Below are 24352 nucleotides of genomic sequence, written 5' to 3'. Positions count from 1 at the left end.
AGCTCCGTCATGCTCGCACGATCGGAGAACGCGCGGGAATGCCACACGAAATGACGAAGAGCCACTAAACCGGTGCAAGTCCAACGTGCCCGAGGCGCTGCTCCTGCTGCGACCAGCGCCAGGCGCCGATCCGGACCCGGCGCAATCTCGTGATCACCGGCCCCTGCGGCGTGGGCAAGAGCTGGCTGGCCTGCGCGCTCGGGCACAAGGCCTGCCGGGACGACCTCTCGGTCCTGTACTACCGAGTTCCGCGCCTGTTTGCGGCGCTGAGCCTCGCGCGTGGCGATGGCCGCTACGGCCGTCTGCTGCGCCAGATCGCGAAGGCGAACCTGCTGATCCTCGACGATTGGGGCCCCGAGCCGCTCCTGCCCGAACAGGCGCGCGATCTCCTGGAGATCGTCGAGGACCGCTACGACGCCGGCTCGACCCTGATCACCAGCCAGGTGCCGGTCGACCGCTGGTACGAGATCATCGGCATCCCCACGCTCGCCGATGCCGTCCTCGACCGGCTGCTGCACAACGCGCACCGCATCGAACTCGCTGGCGAGAGCCTGCGCAAACGCAAGGCGGCCGAGCCCGCCGCTTGACCTGTCAGACCAACCTCGTGATCTTCACCCAAGACCTGCGGGAGCGCCCCGTCACTGGCCGGCTTCAGATCGGACCGGTGGCCGGCTTCGCCTCGGAATGACGGCCGGCTTCAAATCGGAATCCCCGGCCGGCTTCGTCGGAATACGCACAAAGACACCCTGCCCCGCTTGAGAAAGCCGAGCAGGCCGAGGTCGCGAGCTTTGTCGACGAAGAGCCCAAACTTACTAATAAGGAGGTCCGGGTCGGTGAACGCCAGACTAAGCGCGCAGCGCTGCACGCTCACCTATTGCAAGAAGAAACGCTCGTCAATTCCGATGTCGGAAGAACATGTTCGAGCGCTTTACTCTATACCCGCCCCCCTAAATGACATGACATTGCGAATTCTATCGCCATATCGCGATGAAATTGCTCGCGGCCCGAAATATCTGTCAACAAAATGGGACGCGGCTTGTACCCTTTTGTTCCGTTCGGCTTCATCCCAATAAACGCGGCGCATTTGCTCGACAGCTGACCCGATCTGGGGCTCTGCCCATTTCTGTCCTGCAACTACAAAGATATAGTCCGAGCTCCGCACGAAAGCCTCGTCGTACTCAACAAGGAAGCAATTATCCCCGTTACAAAAATCCATATTCCCCGAATAAGCCGTTGCTACAACAGGAATACCAGACGCCATCGATTCAATCATTCCGAAACCCCAACCTTCAGAGCGATGTAATGAAATATAGCAATCCACACCCGCTTTGAGTTTGCGTAAATCAGAATATTGCAGAGTCTCATTAAGAAAGAAAATACGATCGTCCTCCTCTACCTCCTCTTCTACAGCTTTCCAAATGCGATCCTGCTGAGGATCTGAAACAAACTGACGATTATGCGTCTTGAGTACCAATCTAACATTTTTTTCGTTAGGAAATGCAGCCCGAAAGGCACGAACTACCGAAACCGGGTTTTTCCTCTGTACAAAGGAAAATGAGTCGAAAGCGGCCAAAAAGATAAAAACTTCATCCGTAAATCCGAATTTTTCGCGAACGAACGATTTCGATTCCGCTCTTGAAACGTCCTTCAGTGTTTCCGCGCACATCCCCACATTTATTACTGGTTTTGAAGTGAACTGCGCGTAAATATCTTTACAATATTCAGAGGACACCCAAATCTCATCGAGAAGATCTAGGGCTAGATAATGACAATTCGCGGGGCTATCAAGTTCCCAATAAAAATACCCGATGTTATAGCTACCCGTAAAGATGTCTGGCATATAGGCAAAAGCTAGTGGAATAGACTCCGCGTTGAGATGCAGCAGATTCACCTTCGCCCGTTTAAGGCAGCCATGTTCGAACGCTGTACTAAACCCTTCAGGCGCAGGATTGTCGATGCCGAAGTCAACTGCATGGGCCTTGAAACCAGACAGCTCAATCATTTGAGCTGAAAGGCGGGCGGCTTGACCCAATCCCGATGCCTTTTGAAAAGGTCCGATTAACTGCACTTCTTCTGGGTCCGCGTGCCCTATAGGCAGCGGCAGTGCAGAAGAGGCTACACGATGCCCCTTCGATGAGACTGTCGTGAATCTCATGCGCTTAAGATCGAACATGCGCAGTTTCGTTTCCCTATACAAATCCTTTTCCGAGAAGATGCCCGCGGGAAGCCCTATGACTTCATCCAAAAGAAAGGAGAGCTCGGACGAAGTGCTGCCGCCATCTGATGGGCCCAATAGCAATTGAACGGACTCAGAGGGCATAAACCTCAATAGATCTGGGCGCGACAACCCAATAAACATAAAGTACACATAGAGCATAAATCGGTCAACAGGAATGGACATATCAAGGTAATGCAGGTCAACATTTCTATTGAAGTAACGTTCCATAAAAACGTTCAGCGGAAATGGCTTTCCGCGCCATCCTACGCTCGTTTGTGAAAGGGCCTCCACGCACCATTCCGGAACCAAACAATCTTCGACATAAATGCTCGGAGCAAATTCGACGGACCACCAATAAGCAAGCTCAAATCGAGCCTCCTTTGTATCCGGTAGTTGGCCATTGAAGCCGGTCCAATGCGAGAAAAAATAAGACATAGCTCTTGTGGCCGGACGTTGCGACGCCGGCCCATTCAGAAAGTGCAACTCCTGCGCCCCTAGCGGCGCACGTCTCCAGTTTCGGAGAGGAATGTATACTTCTAGATACCAGCGGAGGAAGTTCTCGTATTCGCTGGAGGCCAAATCTAGCTGGAAGCTCTGGTCTACTTTGTAGCGATATCGGACATAATCGAGGTAGCTTGAGATGCGACGCGCAGTCGGAGAGTCGAGCTCCCGCTTGCTTTCGGGAACAGAGGATGGCCCAAAGAGTTTGTCGAAACTTCCCTCTACATTTTGACCAGAATTTTCACAAGGGCTGATACTATCATCGACCTCAGGTGTCTCGGCATCTCTCATACGGCGCTCCGTGGTCGCGCGACTCAATAGATGAAGTATTTGAGATACGAGCTTTCTCCGCTTAAACTCATCGGGTTTTTCATACAATCCATGCTTAGCGCCCCAATCGGAGTTCCAACGTCCAAGAGGCACTAAGGATTTGTGACCACCGAGGACTTCAATAGATAGAGGAGATTTGTTATTGTGTGCATCCAAGAATCGACGTAAGTCGAATGTGAATCCGCATCGGGCAGTTCCGTAGCCCGCGGCTTGAACATCCTTGCGTTCCTGATCTGCCAGAGCTTGAGCAACGGGTTGCCCATTGATAATGCATTGAACGATCACTGGTTCAAAGGGGCGTGCCCTAGAGATCGCCCATCCATGAAGAATCCCGCCTTTGACTGCTTCTAGGTAGCCAACCAAGTCGCGCGTCTCCGCTTCGGTCGTAGACGCTTCCACGCCAAATGAGGGCGGTTGTTCGAGGTTCGAACCGCTAAGGCTATCCGATTCTCCTCTGACAAACCGTCCATCAACATACTGATCTAACTCAAGTCTTTGCTGCACTAGTCCAGACCCTTGGTTCGGTACTTCAGTCGTACCGAGCGCTGACGAAACATCGGCATGGATCGTGCTGAGATCGGTAACTTCTTGCCGCTTTACAGAACCATCGCCGGCTCGTGTCCCAGCAAAATCTGTGCTATTCTTGATGTGAGTACGGTCGTCATTTTGCATCTGTCGGACCTTCGCAACTCTAGAATTTCGTTAGCATATAACCGTGGCAACTTAACAGCTGTCATACAATATAGCACTTAGACTATCCGCCAGACCCGCTCCGCTGACGCTTGGATCAATGACCCATCCACCGTTGCAGCTTCGCACGCGCTGAGCTGGTGCACCGATATCCAAACATGCGACGGGGAGACCTGCCTCCCAACAATCTGACAGCGTGTAGCTGTATGTCTCTGGCCATGGGCTAAGTAGAAGCCCAATTTCGGCCCTGGATTGGATTAACAAGCGCGCTCCGTGACCAGGCGGAAACGCTCCGGTTATCTCAACATTCCCCACCGCACACAACGTCTCGTCGTCCTTCGTAAATCCGACCACTACGAAACAGAGATCGGTGTGGGCGGCCATGGCAGCGCGCGCGGTTTCCAGCAAAAGCTCATATCCTTTATGGTCGCCAATCGCTCCAGGTACCGCTATCCTCCGCCTGCCGAGCCGCGGCCGAGGGAAACTGAGTTGCGGCAATCTATCCAGATCAGCATTATGTGATCTGGCTACCACCAAATCAGTGTGGATTTTTAGAACTCGACGCGAAACGTCATCGGAAACCGCCACAACAGTATCAGACTGATTTAATATGCTGCCGGTAAATGTTCGATACTCTGCGACGGAATTGAACATTCCTTTGAATTCGATATTCGGATGCGCCCCGAATTTTGCGATACAGGTATCGCAAACGTCACTGGGTGGCTGGCCGCAGAAGTTTGAGCGGCCTTGAAGGAGAAACACGCGGGGACACGTCCAGCTGTAATCATGAAGCGTCGTAGTGATCTCGGCCGAAGCCCCGAACAGTGCTGGCAGGATACGAAAATCAACGCCCGCCAGCGTATGGAGGTGGATTGTAGTCAGACCTGCAGCTTCGAGATGACTGACGACATCCGGCATCTGCGATGCGCTGAAGCGCAAGTGCAAGACCGGCGAGAAGCTCCGGATCTCATAATCCGGATCCGCAACTGTCTCGGCCGCCTGAACCCTCGTCAGGAAAAGTGGAAGCGCGCCTTCCTTGTACTGCGATATGCTGGCATCGAGAACGTAGCGCTGAACACCGCCTCCAAGATGGTTGACGAGGTGCAGTGTCAGATTAGCACGGAGCTCAGACAACCGTGCGAGCGCGACCGCGTTCCGGGCCTCGTTCATCGGGTCGCGGCGCAGAAAATTCTGGATCAGTTCGTGGTATTCTGGGTAGCGCCGCAAAAGAATGCCCGCGTTTCTCTCCACTAGCGCCTTCTTGCTAGCGCCGAAGGATTTACTGCCTTCGTGTGCGACGAACGTGTCACAGGCCGCAAGATGTCGGAAGCCATGCGCGGATGCGCGCAAACACCAGTCGTTCTCCTCGCCGTAGCCGCGCCCCCAGATCGGGTCGAGGCCGCCGACTTCGTCGAGGGCCGCTCGCGTGAGGTACATGCAGAAGCCATGCCCCGTCGGGAGATCGACGACTCGGTCGCTGTTCTGTTCTTGGAACAGGCGGTCCAGCCTGATCGTCTCGTCAAAGCTCGGGCATGGATTTTCTTCGTTCGCCAACGGCCAACTCAGAATCGTCGCATTGTTCGACATCGGCGTGATGCTGCCGGCCTCAGGGTGTTTTTCCGCATGCGCTCGAAGGCGTTGGAGCCATCCCGCTGGTACCTTAGTGTCGGCATTGAGAAGCACGACGTCGTCCTGCCCGGCGAGCACGATGCCCTCGTTCACGGTTGCAACAAAGCCGCGGTTGACGCGATGGCGCTGTAGAGCGAAGCCGTGGGCCGGACAGAAGTGACCGAGGTAAGTGGCCAGATCGGCATTCGGCGTTGCATCATTGATGACGACGACACGCGCCTCTTCCGGGAGCTCGGACCCTGCCAAGGACTCGAGGCACGCCTGTGTGGCACCGAGATCGTCGTAGACCGGTACGACGATCGTCACATGTCGAGGCGTGACCGTGTCCCACTGCGCAGGGTCAGCCTCTTGGCGACCGACTGCGAAGGCCCCCGCAACTCTGACCGGTGCATGACTGCCGCCGGATCGAAGGGACGCCAGAATCGCATCGAACCCGACACTGCGAAGCCACTGCGCGTCGGTCGGCTCAAGGGTTGTGCCCGAACGAACAGCGGCGGCGATGCGGCTGACGGCTTCGACCTGATCAACCATCGGAACGAAGACGCTTGGGCGAAAGAGGTCGATGCTCGGTGCGAAGTTCGGCGCGATGCGCACGGCCCGCGCGCCGCCGGCGAGCGCCACTGCGAAGTCGCTCGCGCGCCGATCGCCGCGCTCGCCAGCCTCAAACGCGGCAGGTCGATCGGCCTGCACCGTGAGTGTGGATCCGGAATCGGTGATCACCTGCAGCCGCAAAGACTCGTTCGGTGTCGCGCCTGGCTCATAGCACCATCCAGCCACACGCCCCGGCTCCACCGTTTCGAGGCAGCCGATCGGCTGAAATCGGTAGCCCACGATCGCCGATGTGAGAGCAGCCCCACGGACACGCAGAGCGAACTCGTGCGCTTCTCCGTCGAAGACGCCGCTCGGCAAAGCGATCGCGAACCCATCGAAGCCGCCGTTGAGGCTACGCTCCAATAGGTCGCGTCGGTACTGGAACGTGACGGCCGCAGGGACGTCGTACCCATCCACGCTCAACGCGAAGTCGGATTCCTCCAGTGCGCCGTCGAGCACTTGGCGGGAGCACCAGCCACGCAGAAGCCCCAGCGACACCCGCTCAAGGCACCCCTCGATGGCGTCGGGACCGACCGCGAAGACCGCCCGCGCTCGGGTATCCCCCTCCCCCACATCGACGAACACCCGGTTCGGTCGTCTCGTGAAAGCCTCGTCCGGCAATTGCAGGAGCAGCTGACCCTCCTCGTCACGGCTATGCCCGCAGGCAAGCACATCCCCATCCTCGAGAGTGACCACGACACCGGCTTCGCTGAGCCCCAGAGCCCCGTCATCAATGCGAAGGAAGCGATTGAATTTCTCGATCGTCATGTTCGACCTGCGAGGGAGCGGATGAGCTCGAGCCATCGGGCGGCACAAGCCTTCCGTGTGAGACCCTGCTCAATCACGGCGAGACGCGCGGCCATTCCAAGCTGCTGCCGCTGTTCGGTCGCGTGCAGGAGTTCGCGGATCTGTCCGGCCCAATCTACCGGCTGGAAGAAGTCCACGAGGCGTGCGGTCTCCCGGTCCTGCAGAACCTCGCGCACCGGAGCGGTATCCGATGCGACGATTGCGCACCCCGCCGCCATCGCTTCTAGGAGCGACCAGGAGAGCACGAACGGGTACGTCAGATACGCGTGGACGCGCGATAGGCGCAGGCAGTTGGCGTAGACCTCGCGGCTGGCCCAACCGAGGAAGTGAATGCGTGCCGGATCGAGGCGCCCTTCGAGTTCCTCGGAGAACACCTGGCGCCAGGTACGCCCGTCCGGGGGGCTTGGTCCGTACCCTCCCCTCACCTTCCCGATGATGAGAACCTGAACCTCCGGCTCCTGCGCGAGAAGCGCAGGCAGCGCGCGCATGAAGGTGTGAAAGCCACGATAGGGCTCAAGAGTGCGAGCCACGTAAGTCACCACCGGTGACCCGGGGGTGATCTCGATTCCGGTTTGCGCAAACCGCATTGGTCGCGGCTCCATGGTCACGAAGGCATCGATGTCGATGCCCTCGTGCAGCACCGCGATCTTGGAGGCGAACTCAGTCGGGAAGGTCGACTTCTGCCAGGCGGTCGGTGCAACACAGATGTCAGCATCGTCCATTGTCGCGAGCGAGAGCGCGTTGGCGCCGCGCAGACGATGCAGAACGTCGTCGGATGCGAGGAAGAACTCGGGGTCAAAGGTCAGATCACTGCCGGTGCGACCATAATAATACTCACAGTAGCAGACGATCCGCGCTTGCGGAAACAGATCGCGCAGGAACAGACCCTCCCCCCACCCTGCGTGAACCAGGATCACGTCGGGATTAAAACCGTCCTGCTTCAAGCGGCGTCCTTGCTCGGCGACCGCCTCCGCGGCCGCGGCACGTTGCGTCAGAGTATCAACAACGGAGCTGCCGGACGTGGCAACGGGTTCGAGCGTGTAGGGATAGTAGGAAAAGCCCTGTGGCGCGTGGAGGCGCCGGCCGATCGCCGCGAGGCGAAAGCCGCCGGCTGCGCGCAGAGCCCCGACGATCGGACCAAACTGACCGGGAAAATTCTGATGGACGAACAGAACCTGTGTCATGGATTGCCTGCGGAGAGGTCTCCGTCAGAGACGGACCTCAATCGTGGCATCCTCCATAAAAGCAGCAGCCCAAAGATCATAGCGCGCGCCAGGCCGAACTTGGGCCCGAGGAAAACCGGCGTCCTCCAGAGCGCGGTATAATCGATCTGCGGTGTAGCCGGTCCGATGCGCCATGTAGGCGCGCCCCGCTCTCAGAGCCGGACGGAAGCCGTAGAGCATGTCCATGGCGGTCACAGGACCCGCAGGGGAGCGATAGGCAATGTCCTCCGCGCGTCCCTGCGCGATCAGTTCCGCCACTGCGGCGAGATCTGGTGTCGTGAGAAGCGCAAAGCCCGTGGGGCGCAGCACACGCCGGAACTCGCTGAGAGCCTGCGCGGCTTCGTGCTCATAGAGATGCTCTAGATGATGCGAGGACCATACCGCGTCGACGCTGCCGCTCGCGAAGGCCGAAAGATCGACCGCCGAGGCGACGACGTCAGGTTCAACATACGGATCAATGTCGACCCGCACCTGGCGCCACGCATCCCCCTCCCGAAAGAACGGATGCATGCGGGCCGGGTTGTGCGGGCCTGAACCGATGTTGAGGACAATTTTCACGAGCCGGCCGTTTCCCGAGCCATGGTGGAGACAACGCTAGGCCGACAACCCGCGGCTGCGGCCTCCTAACAAGCAAAGAAGGCCGGACCAAGGGTCCGGCCTTCCGCTACGCCGATCAGATCACTCAGATGTGGTCGGTGATGATGTGGATCGTACCAGCCGTCTTGGCCTCCGCCTCAGCCGATGCGGCGAAGGTTACAACAACGTCGGCCTTCGAGATCGAGCCGTTGTCGAGGAGGCTCACGAAGTGGTTCAGGCCCGCCGCGTCGGGTGCTCGATGCATCATATTGTCGTACATCAGCGTCACAAACTCGGAGTTCGTCAAATTCCCGTGCTGAGCCTGGAACTCGGCGCTGCCCAGGAATACGTCCGCGAGATTGTTCAGCGAGGCGCCGGCATGATCGGCTGTCCAGAAGCTCTCGAGGCCACCAGCATCGGCCGAACGATCGAGAACGGCGTGGTACATGCGGGCGATCACGGCCTCATCCGACGTCGAGGCGTTGATCACGACCGCGTCACCAAACTTGATGTACTCGGCGTTCTGGATCGTCGTCTCGGCCGTGGTCTGGAGGTTCGTGACAACGAACTTGTTGCCTTCCACGCGGGTGGCGTAGTTCGCCAGCGGCTCGTTGATCTGAACCTGATCGAAGCCGGCGCCGCCATCGACCGTGTCGGAGCCGTCGCCGAGGATCAGGAGGTCGCTCTTGGCTCCGCCGCGAAGCAGCTCATCACCAGCTCCCGAAGTGACGGTGAGATGACCGGCTGCATCGGTCGTGGAGGATGCCAAGATCGGCGCGTTCAGAATGACCGTGTGATTCCCGTTCGTCACGGTCGCACCTTCGGCCGAGTTGGCGAAGGCCAGAGCCACGTCGGCACGGGAGAGGCCGCCGTGATCGATCGCGTTGACCCAGCCCTGAAGCCCGCCCGTATCAGGGGCTCGCTCGAGCAGCTGATCGTAGAGCGTCGTCACGAACTTCGTCGTGTCCATCGCTGCCAGCTTTGCCTGACCCTCGGCGCTGTTCAGAATGTCGCTGGCAATCTGCGAAACGCTGCGGCCACCCTCGAGGGCAGTCTTCCAGCTTTCGAAGCCAGCCTGATCGACGGTGCGGCCGAGGACCGCCTCGTAGAGGCGCGCGACCGCAGCCTGATCGGCATTCTGGACGATCGCCGCGACGCTGGTCTCGGACAGACGGATGTACTCCACACCCGACAGGGTCGCCGAACCACCGGAGGTCGACGTCACCACGATGTGACCCTGTGCATCGGTCGTGATTTTAGCCACGTTCGAGACGCCACTCACGACCGCGCTCGGCGCAGCCGAATTCGCGGCCGGAGCCGTGTTGCCGCCGGAGAACGTGAAGATGTCCGCGCCCGTACCACCATCGACCTTGTTACCGGTCGCACTCGCGTCAGCCGACACGGTATCGCTACCGCCGCCGAGACCGATCTTGTTGTTGTTGCCGGTCACGAAAGCCTGGGTCGTCCCGAAACCACCCGTGTAGGTGTTGTTGCTGCCCGTGAGCAGGGCAGTCTGAGGGGTGCCCGCATCAGCGTTCTGCACGTTGATGTTGTTGCCCGTGACGCCGACGACAGCAGAGCCCTTCGTGTTCGTGTAGGTTCCCGACACACTCGCGTCAGCGACGGACGCGTTGGCCGGAGAGTTCGGCCCCACCTCGGTGACCGGCACGGTCCCGCTGCCGAATCCAGCTGCGGCAAGGGCCGCGCTCGCGGCGGCAGCAAATCCTGGAGGTGCGGTTCCTCCGCCAGGGGTCTCAACTGCGACGGTCATCCCTTAACCTCTTCGTTTAATCAACCAGACTGGAAATCTTGATACGCCGCTCGGCTATTGCCTCCCAGCGCGCTGGTAGGCCCTACTATCCGCCGCTGCGTAGGGGACGACGGATCTGCAGGCGCGGCGGTAACCGCGGCAGGTCGGAAACATTGGACGCGTCCTGATGAAGGACATGTGGCGACGAGAATGCCGCACTCTCGCTCCGGAAGATTCGCGGCTGCGCGACAGCGTCCTGCATCGCCACTTCCTCAAGGTTAATCGAGAGCCCGACGAGATATTCGCGCCCGGTCGGGCCGAAGAGCTGCACGCCGCCATCGCGCGAGCTGTTGCGGGTCCCGTCGCTGAAGATTGCCTCCGCCACCAGCCGGTACCCCGCGGCCCGGGGACCGACGAGGTTCATGAAGATCCCGTTGATGGCCCGACCTTGACCGCGGCTGCCGACAAACCCGCCTGTCAGTGTGTTCGGCAAGCGTCCACGACCGAGCAGTGAGACAGAGTACTCAATGTCGATACCTTCTGGCCGGTTCGGCCAAAACAGTGAAAGCCCCTCGATCCGGGCCCGACTCGTCTCACTCCCGATCCAGTCGGGACTATCAACGATCATGTCCCCGACGCGCTCGATATGAGCTCCGAGCCGCAGCGCCCGGGCGGGCAGCGGAGCCGGTGCCGGTGCCGCCGGCGGCACTGGGCCTGGCAGAGCACCGCGCATGACCGGGGCAGACGCAGTTTCCGCTCCATCCAGCCGATCGACCTTGAGCACGATCGTATCGGAAATCCCAGCCGCCTCGCGCAAGGTCGACACCAGCAGGCGCGCCTCACCGTCAACCGACACGATCAGAACCTCACCAGGCTTTCGCAACAGGTTATGCACACGGCCTGGCATAGGCTGGAACGAGAGCCCGTCCGACTGATCGGGATCCACGGCCACCAGCACGCGGGGCGGGTAGCGCCTGTCGTCGGCACTCACGTACCGCAGCAGATACAAGCCGGACTTGAGCGTCAAAACGCGCGTTACGGCTCGAAGCTCACCCCCACCCGACACTGCCTTCCCCTCTTTTTACCCCCCGCAAACCACTTTGCGGCTGGCGGGAGTCAGTGCATTCCTGTACCGATACACGCACAAGTTGGCAACAAAATTTAATTTCCTTCCCTCCCCCGAGAACCTCGTTAAGCCGCTTCGCGGCCACAATTCAACGGACCGTCGCCGTTTTGTCACAATGGCGTGAAAATGTTCAATTGAAGGTGGACCTTGTTGCTTTAGCAGGCGCCTCAAAAGAACAATTAAATGAGTTTAATGATACTTGTCTTATTGCATATTTTCTGACGCCTATTGTGACACACTCGTGTGAATCGTGAAGCTTCAATGTACACTGACTTGCGAGAATTTCGAGAGGAAGAGGATGCTTTCGAGCTCTATCGTGAGGTAGAGTATGGCGGCCGCCACCTGCGCCAAGCTGTACCATTGGTGATGCGAGAAGCTTCCCTCCTGGCGCGCTTCTATCCGATCATTTGGCGCCGATTGGCATCGGGTCTTGAACTGATCGCTTTGCGCAGCCTCGCTCCGGACGATGTTTCCGGGACGGAACTGCCCGTGCGCCCGCTGCTGGTCGAGGCTTTCCCGTTCGCGGCAGCTGACACGGGCGACGCGCGGCATGCTTTGATGATTGATCGGTCCTTGCCTCCAGCCTATGCGGGTCAACCAGCCTTCACGGAAGCGGGCGAGGCCTCGTCCGAGATGCAACGGCGCCTGAACGCGCTCCAGATTTTCCTGCACGACCGGGCTCGGACCCGCGCTTTGACGGAAACACTCGCGACGCACCACCTTCTCGATCCCTGGGACGTTGATCTCACAATCGGCGGTCACCGGGTGGCGCTCACGGGCCTCGCGATCGTCACCCGCGATTCAATGTTACGCTGGCAGCGGCTGCGCGAGGCTAAGCTCGACAGCGACCTTGACGTGGTTCGGCTGCTCGTGGCGCATGAACTCTCGCTGTTCACCATGCAGCGACTTGTTCATCAGCATCGCGCCACACGCGTGCGCATGGCAGATGATGCTGCCTCCTTCATCGCGCAGTCCGAGGCCTCCTTATGATGAGCGCCTCCGCGCATTCCCGTCCGGCGAACACAGAATTCGCGCGCCTTGAGCTCTGTCCGGATCAGCTCGCCGGATTGCGATGGGCGTTCTCATGCAATCCGCGCTGGGAGGACGCCAATTCGTCGGTGCCGATCACGCGATCGGAGCTGCACCGTGTCTCACATGAGTATCGCATCGCGTTCGAGCGTTTTGGCAGCAGCGTTCGTCCAACAGCGCTTCTACCAAGCCGCCTGTCATCCGACGCCGGGCCTGCGGATGCCGGCGTGCCTGAGATGGGTTTGGAAACTGCGACCTATCTCCCGCTGGTGCTGCGTCTTCACCCCTTTCACACGGAGGATGAGACGGGGAGAGACGTCGTTCAGCTCGATCCCTGTTGCGTTGGGGCCGACCAAGCCTACGCGTTCTTCGAAGCCGGGAACAAGGAGAGCGACGCTCTCGCCCAGGTCCGTCGCGAGTTGCGCGCGGCCTGGAACGGGCGAGGTGCCTTGGCTGAGGCTGCCGGGCACTTGGATCAAGCGGGTCTTCTCAAGCCTTTCGACAGAAATGATCCAGCCATCGCCGGACTCGACATGAAAGCGCCGTTGTTGGCCATTTCTCCAGAGGCCCTTCGTTCGGAGTTCGGGACGCGTCTGGCTGACTGGATGGCGCACTCCGTGATGGCCGTCGAATTGGCCTTGGTCGCAGAGTTTTCGATGGGGTCTGGAATACACCCTAAACGGTCGCTGGCAGCTCTGGCGCCGAGCAGCGATGTTGATGCCATTCTGCTCTCCCCGAGCGAGCAGGAGACGAGTTGGCTTGTCGAGGACGATACAATTCGGTTCTAAATCTCGCGCGATCGAGTTCGACACTCAATTGCGCTTGACCGCCAATGCAACAGAGTCGTGCTGTCGGCTCGCTCCATGAGACGCTGAATTTTTTTGATGCACCGCCCCCCGCCCCCCCCGAACCCGCTTCAACGGGTACTCCGCGCGATCGCTCCGGCCATCGGTGGCGTGGCCCTGTTCAGTCTTTGCATCAATCTTCTCCTCTTCGTTGCCCCGTTGTTTATGATCAACCTCTATTCCCGGGCGCTCCCGACACGCAGCGTCGAGACCCTCATTGCCCTGTTCGTGGTCGCGGTCTTCCTGACGGGGATCTACGGCGCCCTCGAGGCCGTACGCACCCGCGTCCTGGTCCGGGTGGGCCTCAGGATCGATGAGATGCTCGCCAGCACCGTCTTCGCGTCTGCGTTTCGCGCCGCAGTCACGCGACGGCAGACCTCGCAGCATCAGGGCGTGCGGGATGTCAATCAGATTCGGGACTTCTTTTCCGGCAGCGCAATCTTCGCTTTCTGCGATGCTCCTTGGACGCCGATCTTCATTTTCGGCTGCTTTTTGATCCACCCCTACTTCGGTGGGATGGCGATCTTTGCCTGCCTCATCACCATCGGTCTCAGCATCGCGAACGAGTTTGTGAGCCGCCCGGCACTCAGCCAGTCAGGTCCCCTAAACACCCGCGCTGAGAGCTTGATGATGGCCTCGCATCGCAATGGTGAGGCCATCTGGGCGATGGGCATGGTTCCGGCTGTCACACGGCGCTGGGCGCGCATGCACGCCGATGCGGTTAATTGGCAGGCTGCAGGGAGTGACAAATCGGGCCTTCTCCTCTCGGCCACCAAGTTCGTCAGGCAGGTCATCTCGATGTCCACCCTGGCGCTCGCAGCCTATTTGGCGATTGAGCGTGAGATCTCACCCGCGGTAATTTTCGCGATCAATATCCTGGTGTCGCGCTCGATCCTGCCGGTCGAGCACATGATGCAGAACTGGCGCAGCTTCGGGCGCACCCGGGCCGCCTATGGACGTCTTCAGGATCTGCTCTCGAACGTCGAGGCGGATCGACGCATGCGCCTCGCGGATCCGCAGGGGCAATTGTCGGTCGAGGGGGTCTATGCTGGGCCCCCGGGCGTGACCAAACCCATCCTGCGCAACATTACCTTCGCGATTGATGCAGGATCCGTTTTGGCCATTGTCGGACCGAGTGCTGCGGGCAAATCGACTCTCGCGCGCGTGCTCATCGGCCTGTGGCCCGCCGTGACCGGTACCGTGCGGCTCGATGGAGCTGAGGTGGGACATTGGGACCCGCATGAACTCGGACGGCACGTTGGCTACGTGCCGCAGGACGTTGAATTGTTCGAGGGGACGATTGCGGAGAATATCGCCCGCCTGGAAACGCCCGACCACGCCAAGGTCTTGGCAGCCTCGGCGTTGGCGGGCACGCACGACCTGATCCAGTCATTGCCGGAAGGCTACAATACCCGCGTCGGCGATGGCGGCGTGGCGCTGTCGGGCGGGCAACGCCAGCGCATCGCACTGGCGCGCGCCGTCTACGGAGATCCAGCCCTGATCATCCTCGACGAGCCAAATTCGAATCTCGACGCAACGGGCGACGACCTACTGCAGGTGGCGATTGCCAAACTGCGACAGCTCGGGACAACAATCGTGGTGATCACGCACAAGGCCGGCCTTCTCGCCGCCGCCGACAGAGTTCTCGTTCTCGATGCCGGTTCCGTGGCGCATTTCGGCACCCGTGATGAGGTGCTGCAGAAGCTCAGGCGTGGGACCGCTGCTCCCGTGGCACAAGTAAAACTAAAACCTGTCGGGGTGAGTGCGAGTTAAGACCATGGACCGTCTGCCCTCTTCCAACGACAGCCCGAGCCGGCTCAAACGTCTTTGGCATCTCTCATCCGCCTGGGTGACGGGACGGGGACGCAGCACGCGGGCGCTGGTCGCCTCGTCCGAGACGCCGATCTCAACGGCAGCGGCTTCTGCGGCGACCGATACCTCAGGTCTGCGGGAGCAAGACCAGGTCGATGCCGGCCGCGCCCTTGATGCTCCGGCCGTATCCAGCAACTGGCGCGCAGCCTCATGGACGGGCTACGCGATTGTCGCCTTCGCGTTCATCGGCCTTGGGGGCTGGTCATCGGTCGCTCAGCTCACGAGCGCCGTCGTCGCGCAAGGAGTCGTTTCCGCTGAGTCCAGCCGCAAAACCATTCAGCATCTCGAGGGTGGGATCATCCAGGACATCAAGGTACGCGATGGCGACAGCGTCCAACTGGGCCAGATCCTCTACCAACTCGACCAGACTCAAGCTCGCACCAACCTGGAGCTCCTGATCAATCAGCGGGCTGCCCTCGTGGCGCGCGAGGCGCGCCTTGTGGCGGAGCGAACTGATGCGTCGCAGCTATCCTTCCCCGACGAGGTTCTCAAGCAGTCGGAGAACCTCGTCGTGAAACGCGCAATTGACGACGAGCGAGCGAACTTCCAGCAGCGGCGAGCAACGCTCCAGTCCCAGATCGCCATTCTGTCTTCGAAAGCGCTGGAAACGCAGCGGCAGATCGAAGGCCTTCGTGCCGATCGCGAGGCGAATGTGCAGCAGGCCGGGCACATCGATGCGGAGCTTGTTGGCGTGCGCTCCCTCTACGCCAAAAACCTCGTCGCGCTCTCACGCCTCAAGGCCCTCGAGCGCGAAAAAAGCCGTCTTGAGGGTGCTGTCGGACGTACCGAGAGCGATATCGCACGCAGCGAACAAGGCCTCCTCGGCATTCGCGCCGAGAAGTGGCAAGCGCAGCAGCAATTTCAGCAGACGGTGGCCAACGACATTGTCGATGCTCGGCGCCAACTCGGAGAGGTCAATGAGCGCCTGTTCGTGGCTGAGGATCAACTGAAACGAACGACGATCCGAGCGCCACAGGCGGGTACAGTTCAGGGCATGAAGTTCTTCACGCCAGGCGGCGTGATTCGGCCCGGCGACAGCGTTCTGGACATTGCTCCCCTTGATGAAGAGCTGGTGATCCGTGTCAAGATCTCGCCTATCGACGCCGATGCGGTTGCCCCCGGACTAGAGTCTGAAGTTACGTTTCCGTCATTTCACACCAAAACCATTCCTGTTATGCTGGGCGAGCTGAAGAGCGTATCAAGGGATCAAGTCAAGGATGAGAAAGGCGATGCATTTTTTGCTGGAGAGGTTAGAGTTGATCACGCGACAGTGCCAGAAGATATCCGAACCAAGCTCGTCGCTGGCATGCCCTCCGAGGTTTACATCGCAACAGGCTCGCGCACACTGCTGCAATACCTCGTGGCGCCACTTGCTAGAGCAACACGACGCGCCATGAAAGACAAGGACTGAAGCGCCTCTTCACAAAATGAAGCTTTCTTCAACTCCCGCAGCCGTCTGACGGTTTGATGTCTCGACTAGTTGCTGCCTATCTTAAACCTTATTCTTGGACGGCTAATCTGTTTTGACTCAGTTCGGTTTACCCAATGCAGATCGGTCAGGCGTAGACCCTAGCTCAAGGAGTTTATGGCCGAGTTCCGCCGCGGTTTGAACGGGGAACATAAATTGGAAGTTGATGTTGCCCCCCGCTGTCAGCTGAACGAGCGGATCTTTCGTCAAAGGATGGCGTCCGGCGATCCATCGATTCACGGCAAAAGTCGGTCCATTCTGTCCGGCCTCCCCTGCAAGGGCGGTCGCAACTTCTAAGATTCTCTGTGCAATGCCAATTGCCGCATCGCGTGTGAGCGGCAGCACGGCGTCTGGGCCAAGGGGCCGGCTAACCCGGAGGGCGATCGCGCCATCAGGAGTCGCCTCAATCGTGATCGCTCCCAGCCTGTTGTGGTCGCTCATCCGTGTTGTCCATTATCCGAGTGAGGGCCCATCGTCGCACGCATCGGCCGCGCGTGCATAGTGCTGAAGCTGGCTTGAGGCATTGACAGCATGGCATGATCGAAGAGTGGGCGGATGCGATGTGCCGGCACGGGATCCCGACGTCATCCGCTGCGGCAGCGGTTCTTGGATAACCCCCAAAGCTCTGGGCGCGGGGCACCCTGGCTAGCCCTCCGATCCGATAAATTGCGCGATGAACTCTACAAAATACTGATCTACAGCAACCTGAGAATCGAGATTCAGGCTAAATGACTAGCTATGAGGTTCTTTTACTACCACAGGGATGCTTAGGGCCATAGCCAATTTCGGCAATAATACGTTGTTCTGTCTCGGGTTCGAGTTCGACGAGGCCTGCGCGACCGTCCGCGCCACTGCTTCGACGAATCAGCGCTGAGGCACACCGTCGGCTCGGCCGAACCATACAGGGCTTCGGCGACGCAGGCCGCCAGAGCGACGCTGCGGGCTACCACGTCAACAAAGTTCACAACCTATTCCTCGCCCAACGAAAAATGGCGACCAACGGAGTGGGCCCGTGAGTGGGAGGGGTTCGGGTACCGCGAGGAAGCTAATGCGGCCCCGCATCTTGGGTATGCCCACTGGCTAAGTTCGGCCAATCACGCCCGCGCGATTATGGTTTCCGACTGTCGCTGGCGGTTGGCCACTCGACTGTGGGCAGTCACTCAGAACCAGCTCGCCCTGCCAAACGTCCGGCACGGTCGCGGCTCAGCGAAGGCTCTGCAATTCCGCCGCAGCCAGAGCAGATCGAGTTCGTGGCCTTGCGCACAGCTGCATCGAAACGCGCTTCCTGCTCCTGCGCTTCCTTAAGCGCCCGCTCTGACTTCCGCTCAATCTGCTGCTGGATCGATTCGGGCTGACCTGACTGCGTCGAAACGGTCGCTGGCTTGGGCTGCGTCTTAGCCTCGGCGGCTGAGGTGGCAGCCCACAGCAATCCAAGCACGGCCACAACAGAGCGCATAGCGGTCCCTCCAGCGACGAGCCCAACATCGGCGTCCACGCCTTTTGTCGCCGGCCATACAATTCGCGGGCCCGGCTTAGGGATCCGCCGCACTCCTGCGGATGCCTAACCACCTACGTCTCCGCCAGTATCGCTGGTCTCTCGGGTGTGCCGAAGGCTCTCTCATGCGAGCCACGTTCACGCCGCTGGCCTTCCCGCCGCAGGGCGCCCCGGCGGCTGGGGCTGCCAATCTTTCGACGGTGCGTACCACGTGATGCCCACCGTCACTGTCTGCGGCTCAAAGGGACTGAGCTTGATCTCGATGAAGGGTGCCATCTGAGGTGCCAGCGATAACGCGGAGGCCAGCGCTATCTGCCGCAACTCTTCCAGGCTGCTGGGATGAGCCACGGCGAGATCCGAATGAACGGTCGCCGTCAGTTCCGAGCACAGGGTCTCCAGCGCTGTCATCGTTCGCTTCCCCCATCGGTAAAGCGAACCTAGCATGTGCGATCCGCGCCCGTAGGGTGAGTAATTCTCATGCCTCACGACCTCGAAACCGCGCGCCGCCGCGAGCTGATCACCCATGCCCTCACGGCCGGCACGGTGCTCCTGATCGCCGCTGCCGTGATGTGGCTGAGCTTGCCGGGCTGAGCGTCGCACCTCAGAGGCAGCGGGCCGGCCGCGATCGGTTGGCAAACGACCGGCCCGCCTGTCGCACCGCTCAGGGGTCGGAGAGTGGCGCGACACATAGTCAAACGGGCGTCGCAGGGCGCATAATCCTGCGTTCGCTCGGCGGTTGCCCTATGCTGATCCCGGCCGCCCTCTTTGCAGGTTTCGCGGCCCTCCTGCTCGTCTGGGGCGCCATTCTCGGCGAGCGCGGCCAATCGAACGCCGAGAGAACAGCCGGCGACCTCGCAATACTTTTCGGCGTGTGCTTCGCGCTCACTGCGGTGGCTCTGACGCTTGCCACGGCGCTCGGCGACTTCTGAACACCCGAGCCGGCCGGTCGCCGCGCACCTTCTGATATTGCGAGAACCTGATGACCGGGACCATCACGGCCGCGCAGCTGCGCGCGATCGCGGGCGGCACCGCGCCGTTCGCCGCCAAGATCGCGGAGAGCTTCAACCCGCTGGCCGCGGCCTTCGGGCTGACGACACCCCTGCGGCAGGCGCACTTCTTCGCGCAGCTCGCGCACGAGAGCGCCGGCTTCAAGTACGTCCGGGAGATCTGGGGGCCGACCGCGGCGCAGAAGCGCTACGAGGGCCGGAAGGACCTCGGCAACACGCAGCCCGGCGACGGCAGCCGCTACCGCGGGCGCGGCCCCAACCAAATCACCGGCCGGGACAACTACCGCGCCTTCACCGCCTGGATCCAGCGCCGCTACCCGGAGGCGCTCGACTTCGAGGCCGAGCCCGAGAAGCTCGCGGAGTTTCCCTGGGCGCTGATGGCGGCATTCTGGTTCTGGGACACGCGCGGGCTGAACGCGTTGGCCGATGCCGATGACGTTGTCGCGGTCGCGAAGAAGATCAACGGCGGCACGAACGGGCTGGCCGACCGCAAGGCGGCGCTGAAGCGGGCGAAGGCCGAACTCGGCGTCACCGCAGCGCCCGCTCCGGCGCCTACTACCCCCGCCAAACCGAAGAGCGATCGCATGTCCGTGGCACCCAGCAACTGGGCCGAGCAGAGCTTGGCCCGCTACGAGGTGGAGGCGATCCAGAAGCGCCTGCGCGACCTCGGCTACTACATGGTCGGCAACCCGAACCGGCAGGTGCATGTCGGCGAGCGCATCCTGATCCACGGCATCCGCCAGCGTGACCGCCAGTGCGAGCTAACGCGTCGCTGGTGGATGATCGACGGTGGCGGCCGGCGCCTCGACTACGAGGCCGAGCGCTTCGACGCCTACGGCGAGATGGGCCGTGAGGAGGAGACGATCGGTCCATTCATCCCCCTCGACGCCATGCCCGGGCGCGGGCGGCTCTACGGCGTGCTGGCCTACGACTGCAACCCGCTTCAGCGAGCGATGGGCTGGTCGATCGTCAGCGTGCTGCCGCCGCTCGAATTCGAGATCCTGCCGCGCCGGATGAGTGAGCAATGATCACCTCAAGCCACCTCGCCATGGCGCTCCTCGCCGGCATCCTCATCGGCCTCGCGGTCGCGGCGGCGGTGCGGGATCGGTGGGGTTGAACCGGGCGCTGTTCGGCCCGTTGTTCCTGGAAGGCAAGTTCAACTTCAGCCCGCCCGGTTTTCCGTGGCGGGCTTTTCTTATGCCGCTCGTCTGCCCGCGATGCCCAGAAGTGCCATCCTTCCGAGTGTCGTGATGGTCCAGCACCCGGCCTGGAAGATTGCATATCCAAGGCGGCGCGCATCCTGACGTGCTATCCCCTGTCGAACCGTGCAGCCAATTCCGAGGGAGCGAACCGCAATAGGTCCTTCGTGCCCTGCCAGTGCTTCCAAAAACTTTCTCATATCAGAGTTCATGAGAGACCCCACACTGTTCGTCAGTAACCGAACTGACGCACGTTTTTGTGCGTACCCGTTATTACAAATGTATCTGTCGTCCGATCTCTTCCGGTGGTGAACTACGCAGTATTGCGTGATGCCAAGTGCGTTCCGAACTTCACATTTGCGAAGGCGGAATATCGCGCCCGATTAGATTGTGCCGTCGTCGGCTTTGACTCCCGGCACGGACCCGCTGGCCAGCCCCCCACATGGCTGGCGGGGCCACCCTCCACGACAGCTACGCAGCCCGTCCGGTTCGCCGCGGCAGGCTTTTCGATGCGCTCCGGGAAACAGTTTTCGGAGATCGGAGATAGCTCTCACCGTCAGCCGGCGTGAAACTGACGAGCCGGTCTGACACAGCCGGCAGGCTTCGCACGGGATCTAACCCTCGCACAGTGTACGAAGCTCACTTAGCCCCGCAGCCTAACGGCTCGCGGGGCTTTTCACTTTTGGTCGCGGGGTAGGACTCAGCGGGCATTCTGCGCTGTAGGGCAGACCGCCGGCATTTGTAGGGTGTCAAGGGCGGTTTTCCCAACATGCCGCCCGGAAAGGATCTTTCCAAATTCGCGGGTTTCGCGAAACCAATTCCCCTCTCCAATATAGCTGAGCGAGGTAGCACCGCTAAAACTTTAGCAAAAGGATCGTGTCATGGCATCTCTTCTCGGTGGTCTTTTGGGGACAGTTGACAACACTCTCAACGGTCTTCTCGGTAATGGCACGTCGAACAACGGCACCATTCTCAATCTAGATCTCGGGAGCCTCGCCAACATCGGTATCGGCGCCGGCGGCACAACCTCCGTCATCGCGATCGACGGCACTGTCGGAACCACAGCTGCTACGCCGACCTCGCCCGTGATTGATCTCGGGATCGATCTGGGCACCGGGCTTACCGGCGGGAACGGTGGCCTGCTAGGCGGCCTCCTGGGTGGCGGGACGAGCGGAAACGGCGGCGGCCTGATTCCCGACACTGTCGACGCCCTTCTGGGCACCGTCGGCACTCTTACTGGAGTGCTCACCGGCGGAGCAGGCGGGGGCACGGGCGGTGGAGGTGGCACGGTTCCTATCAATCCGGGTACCCCTGGTCAGGTGATCACGGGCACGGAAGGGGCCGACAGGCTCGATGGCACGAACGGCAATGACACGATCAAGGGCCTGGGCGGCCGCGACGTGATCGTCGGCAACGGCGGCAATGACATGGTCGATGGCGGGGCCGGCCTCGACTCGTTCCTGGTGAGTGGCCCCATCAGCTCCTACAATGCCGCTTCGCAGAACGGGGTGCTGGCTCTTCAAAACAAGAGTACCGGGGAGATCGACTACCTGATGCAGGTCGAGCGCATCGGCTTCTCCGACAGCAAGGCGCTGGCCCTCGACTTCAACGGCAACGCCGGTCAGGGTTTCCGCCTTTACCAGGCCGCTCTTGACCGCGCCCCGGATGCCGGCGGCCTGAAGTTCCATGTCAGCTCGCTCGACTCGGGCCTGAGCCTCCACGACGACGCGCAGATCTTCCTGAACTCGACCGAGTTTCAGCAGAAGTATGGCGCCAACCTCTCCGACCAGAGCTACGTCACAGCTCTGTACGCCAACACGCTGCACCGAGCGCCGGATGCCGGCGGCTTTGCCTACTGGACCAACCAGCTCGCGACCCATGCCCAGGATCGCGCCACGGTTCTCACCGGGTTCTCCGAGAGCGTGGAGAACCACAACCAGACCGATGCCCAATTGCAAAACGGCATCCTGCTCGACTATAGCGTTGCCTGAGCCGAAGTAGCCTGAGGAAAGGCGCTCACATCCATAATATCTCTCAGCCCGCCCGGCTCGCCGGCGCGGGCTTTTTCGCGCCTGTGACCCCACATTTGTTAGAGCCAAGCTTACCGGGTTAGGAGGACGGTAGCCGGGTCGGTTCTCTTGCCGACAACAGGCCCGTCAGCATCTTCGAGCTCATCGGTGCTGAGGGTGATGCCCAGAGAGAAACCTCAGCCCGCCCGGCACACCCCCGCCGGCGCGGGCTTTTTCGTGCGCTCCGAACCTGATCCATGTGAGTTGCCGCTCGGCGATGAAGGCGCAAGGTGAGGTGGTCGGTTTTGACTCCCGACACGGCCCTGCTGACTGCTCATCTTCCGATCGCAGTCAGCCGGACGACCCCCCTCGGCTTCGCCCCGCAGCCCCTGGCGCGGGGCTTTTCCGTGCGGTCGGCGCCCAACATTTGTGGAAGCGCTGGCCATCGGCCGGATCGAGTTTTCCGGGTGTCAGGTCCATCAGCCCGACGTAGGCCCCGCCGGCACTCCATTTCCCGATAGCGCCTGGCGGGGCCTTCCTACCGCGAACGTTGCACTCGGACTCAGCCCCGCGACACCCAGGCGCGGGGCTCTTTATTTCCAACCCCGTTTCACCTGCGTGAGTGTCAGGCCCGCTACGAGCGGGCAGAGTGATGGCGTTAGGTGCTGCTCATCTGACACGGCCCCGCCGGCATTTCTCCCCCGATCCGCTGGCGGGGCCACACCCTGTTCTTCCTTTGCACTCAGCCCCGCAGCCTCACGGCTCTCGGGGCTTTTCGTTGGTCGATTGCGCCAGGGCTTGGGCGACTCCCTGCTGTCGAACCGATATCCAAGCGCGCCGTTGATAAGAGCTATCGCTTCTGTCGCAAGCCTGTCAAAGGCCGCGACTAGCTTTTCCAATTGTATGGCGAGGCAATCTCCTACGATGAGCCGGATACTCGTAGGATACCTACTCAACGACTAGACGAGACACCACAGATGGACTGCAACAATGCCGGGACTTCGGCGCGCTGACTGTGACTCAGCTCATGCCGGTTGGACCAGGGTACATCAAGGTCGCAGATTGGGTGGACGCCCTCCACACTGGCAATGATCCCTCTCGGATAAACATGGCGAACGCCTCGACCACCTCCCACTGATCAAAGGCGCGCCCCCCGTCCACAGCGCGACACACAATACAGGCTCCTTCAGAAGCACTATCACCCGGCGGTCGACTTTCTAACGTGAACACCACTCCTGACCGATCAGGCCTCAGCTCATCTGGCAAAGCGTCGATCCTGCGCCAGAGGCAGTACCAGCGCGCGCATGTCTCCGGGCGCTCATGGTAGATCCCGCACGCCCTGCCGGTGTTATGCTCGCACAGGATGCCTGCAGGCTTGCTGAGCGCTTTGATCTCCAAAATTCGGCAACAGACCGTGCATCCGCCGCATGTTCGGCCTGGGTCGGTCATGGCTTCGATTCCTTCGCCAGGATCGTCAGACTCTCTGACACTACGTGTGTTCGACCGCGGGTGCGTCGGCACTCAGCGTCCAGCGCATCGCGGAGCGGGTGACCCCGGCCAAGACGGCCACGTAGAGGGCGAGCGCGCACGCAGTGTGAAGCCAACGGGGCATAGCAGGCTTTTACCAGCGCCGGCTTGCTCTGGGTGCTGCGGCGCAGCCACAGAGAACCGCTACGCCTCTCGGTCCCCCGCCGCCTCATCCATTACAGCCTCGACAGCCGCGATAACGTTCTCCAGCTCGGCGATCTTCCGCACCAAGCCATCCGGTGGGAGCATGCCACGTCCAGCGGCCTCCAGGATAAGTTCGCGCTGGCGGGCCGTCAGGCAATCGAGGAGCGCTTCGAGCTTCTGCATGGTGGCGGCTGTAGCCGGAGCGCTGCGATCCGGCAAATGCACTAGCATTCTTCTCATCGGGCTCGCGTTTGCAGCGGTGCGGGACCGTGGGGTTGAACCAGACGGGATTCGGCCGGTTGTCCCTTTCGAAGCA

General features: G+C 60.8%; 17 protein-coding genes and 1 pseudogene. 8 read left to right on the top strand and 10 right to left on the bottom strand.

Annotation, left to right across the window (positions count from 1 at the left end):
* Window positions 1-128 precede the first annotated feature (128 nt).
* Window positions 129-587, top strand: a pseudogene (locus F6X53_RS27810) (ATP-binding protein); the annotation flags it as partial.
* Between the two features lie 341 nt (window positions 588-928).
* On the opposite strand, the gene F6X53_RS27805 reads toward F6X53_RS27810, so the two are convergent.
* From F6X53_RS27805 to F6X53_RS27780, 6 genes are all read right to left on the bottom strand, one after another.
* Entirely contained in the window at window positions 929-3721 is a 2793-nt protein-coding gene (locus F6X53_RS27805; RefSeq protein WP_151004491.1) for a glycosyltransferase, read from the bottom strand.
* Window positions 3722-3772: 51 nt separating this feature from the next.
* On the bottom strand, window positions 3773-6727 hold the full coding sequence (locus F6X53_RS27800) for a glycosyltransferase (protein WP_191971027.1): 2955 nt from the start codon (window positions 6725-6727) through the stop codon (window positions 3773-3775).
* Window positions 6724-7950: a glycosyltransferase gene (locus F6X53_RS27795; RefSeq protein ID WP_151004487.1), complete on the bottom strand. Its 1227-nt coding sequence runs from the start codon at window positions 7948-7950 to the stop codon at window positions 6724-6726. The genes F6X53_RS27800 and F6X53_RS27795 overlap by 4 nt, the downstream gene beginning before the upstream one ends.
* 24 nt (window positions 7951-7974) lie before the next feature.
* Window positions 7975-8547 (bottom strand): class I SAM-dependent methyltransferase, encoded by a 573-nt coding sequence (locus tag F6X53_RS27790; RefSeq protein WP_151004485.1) that lies wholly within the window; start codon window positions 8545-8547, stop codon window positions 7975-7977.
* A gap of 124 nt (window positions 8548-8671) precedes the next feature.
* Window positions 8672-10336, bottom strand: coding sequence for a DUF4214 domain-containing protein (locus tag F6X53_RS27785; protein WP_151004483.1), 1665 nt, complete (start codon window positions 10334-10336; stop codon window positions 8672-8674).
* Between the two features lie 85 nt (window positions 10337-10421).
* The gene (locus F6X53_RS27780; RefSeq protein WP_151004481.1) at window positions 10422-11342 is read right to left on the bottom strand and encodes a hypothetical protein; all 921 of its coding nucleotides are present in this window, start codon (window positions 11340-11342) and stop codon (window positions 10422-10424) included.
* A gap of 360 nt (window positions 11343-11702) precedes the next feature.
* On the opposite strand from F6X53_RS27780, the gene F6X53_RS27775 reads away from it, so the two are divergent.
* From F6X53_RS27775 to F6X53_RS27760, 4 genes are all read left to right on the top strand, one after another.
* Entirely contained in the window at window positions 11703-12431 is a 729-nt protein-coding gene (locus F6X53_RS27775) for a SapC family protein (RefSeq protein ID WP_151004479.1), read from the top strand.
* Window positions 12428-13258 carry a SapC family protein gene (locus F6X53_RS27770; RefSeq protein ID WP_151004477.1) on the top strand — a complete coding sequence of 277 codons (831 nt, stop codon included), beginning with the start codon at window positions 12428-12430 and terminating at the stop codon, window positions 13256-13258. The genes F6X53_RS27775 and F6X53_RS27770 overlap by 4 nt, the downstream gene beginning before the upstream one ends.
* Before the next feature lie 96 nt (window positions 13259-13354).
* The gene (locus F6X53_RS27765; protein ID WP_151004475.1) at window positions 13355-15088 is read left to right on the top strand and encodes a type I secretion system permease/ATPase; all 1734 of its coding nucleotides are present in this window, start codon (window positions 13355-13357) and stop codon (window positions 15086-15088) included.
* Window positions 15089-15092: 4 nt separating this feature from the next.
* Complete coding sequence (locus tag F6X53_RS27760; RefSeq protein WP_151004473.1) at window positions 15093-16598, top strand: HlyD family type I secretion periplasmic adaptor subunit; 1506 nt, start codon at window positions 15093-15095, stop codon at window positions 16596-16598.
* Between the two features lie 117 nt (window positions 16599-16715).
* Here the strand turns inward: F6X53_RS27760 and F6X53_RS27755 are convergent, their stop codons facing one another.
* The 3 genes from F6X53_RS27755 to F6X53_RS27745 all read right to left on the bottom strand — a co-directional run bounded on the left by F6X53_RS27755 (window position 16716) and on the right by F6X53_RS27745 (window position 18558).
* Window positions 16716-17096, bottom strand: a complete 381-nt coding sequence (locus F6X53_RS27755) for a hypothetical protein (RefSeq protein WP_151004471.1) — start codon at window positions 17094-17096, stop codon at window positions 16716-16718.
* 715 nt (window positions 17097-17811) lie between these two features.
* Window positions 17812-18111: a hypothetical protein gene (locus F6X53_RS27750; protein ID WP_151004469.1), complete on the bottom strand. Its 300-nt coding sequence runs from the start codon at window positions 18109-18111 to the stop codon at window positions 17812-17814.
* Window positions 18112-18288: 177 nt separating this feature from the next.
* On the bottom strand, window positions 18289-18558 hold the full coding sequence (locus F6X53_RS27745; protein ID WP_151004467.1) for a hypothetical protein: 270 nt from the start codon (window positions 18556-18558) through the stop codon (window positions 18289-18291).
* 335 nt (window positions 18559-18893) lie between these two features.
* On the opposite strand from F6X53_RS27745, the gene F6X53_RS27740 reads away from it, so the two are divergent.
* The 3 genes from F6X53_RS27740 to F6X53_RS27730 all read left to right on the top strand — a co-directional run bounded on the left by F6X53_RS27740 (window position 18894) and on the right by F6X53_RS27730 (window position 22347).
* Window positions 18894-19079 (top strand): hypothetical protein, encoded by a 186-nt coding sequence (locus F6X53_RS27740; RefSeq protein WP_151004465.1) that lies wholly within the window; start codon window positions 18894-18896, stop codon window positions 19077-19079.
* A 50-nt stretch (window positions 19080-19129) separates the two neighbouring features.
* The gene (locus F6X53_RS27735; protein ID WP_151004463.1) at window positions 19130-20185 is read left to right on the top strand and encodes a glycoside hydrolase family 19 protein; all 1056 of its coding nucleotides are present in this window, start codon (window positions 19130-19132) and stop codon (window positions 20183-20185) included.
* 1052 nt (window positions 20186-21237) lie between these two features.
* Window positions 21238-22347, top strand: a complete 1110-nt coding sequence (locus tag F6X53_RS27730) for a DUF4214 domain-containing protein (protein ID WP_151004462.1) — start codon at window positions 21238-21240, stop codon at window positions 22345-22347.
* Window positions 22348-24036: 1689 nt separating this feature from the next.
* Here the strand turns inward: F6X53_RS27730 and F6X53_RS27720 are convergent.
* Window positions 24037-24267: a hypothetical protein gene (locus tag F6X53_RS27720; RefSeq protein ID WP_244965629.1), complete on the bottom strand. Its 231-nt coding sequence runs from the start codon at window positions 24265-24267 to the stop codon at window positions 24037-24039.
* Window positions 24268-24352: the final 85 nt, after the last annotated feature.

Origin of the sequence: Methylobacterium soli, assembly GCF_008806385.1 — a bacterium.
Lineage (GTDB): Bacteria > Pseudomonadota > Alphaproteobacteria > Rhizobiales > Beijerinckiaceae > Methylobacterium > Methylobacterium soli.
This window is presented reverse-complemented; position numbering and strand designations above follow the sequence as displayed.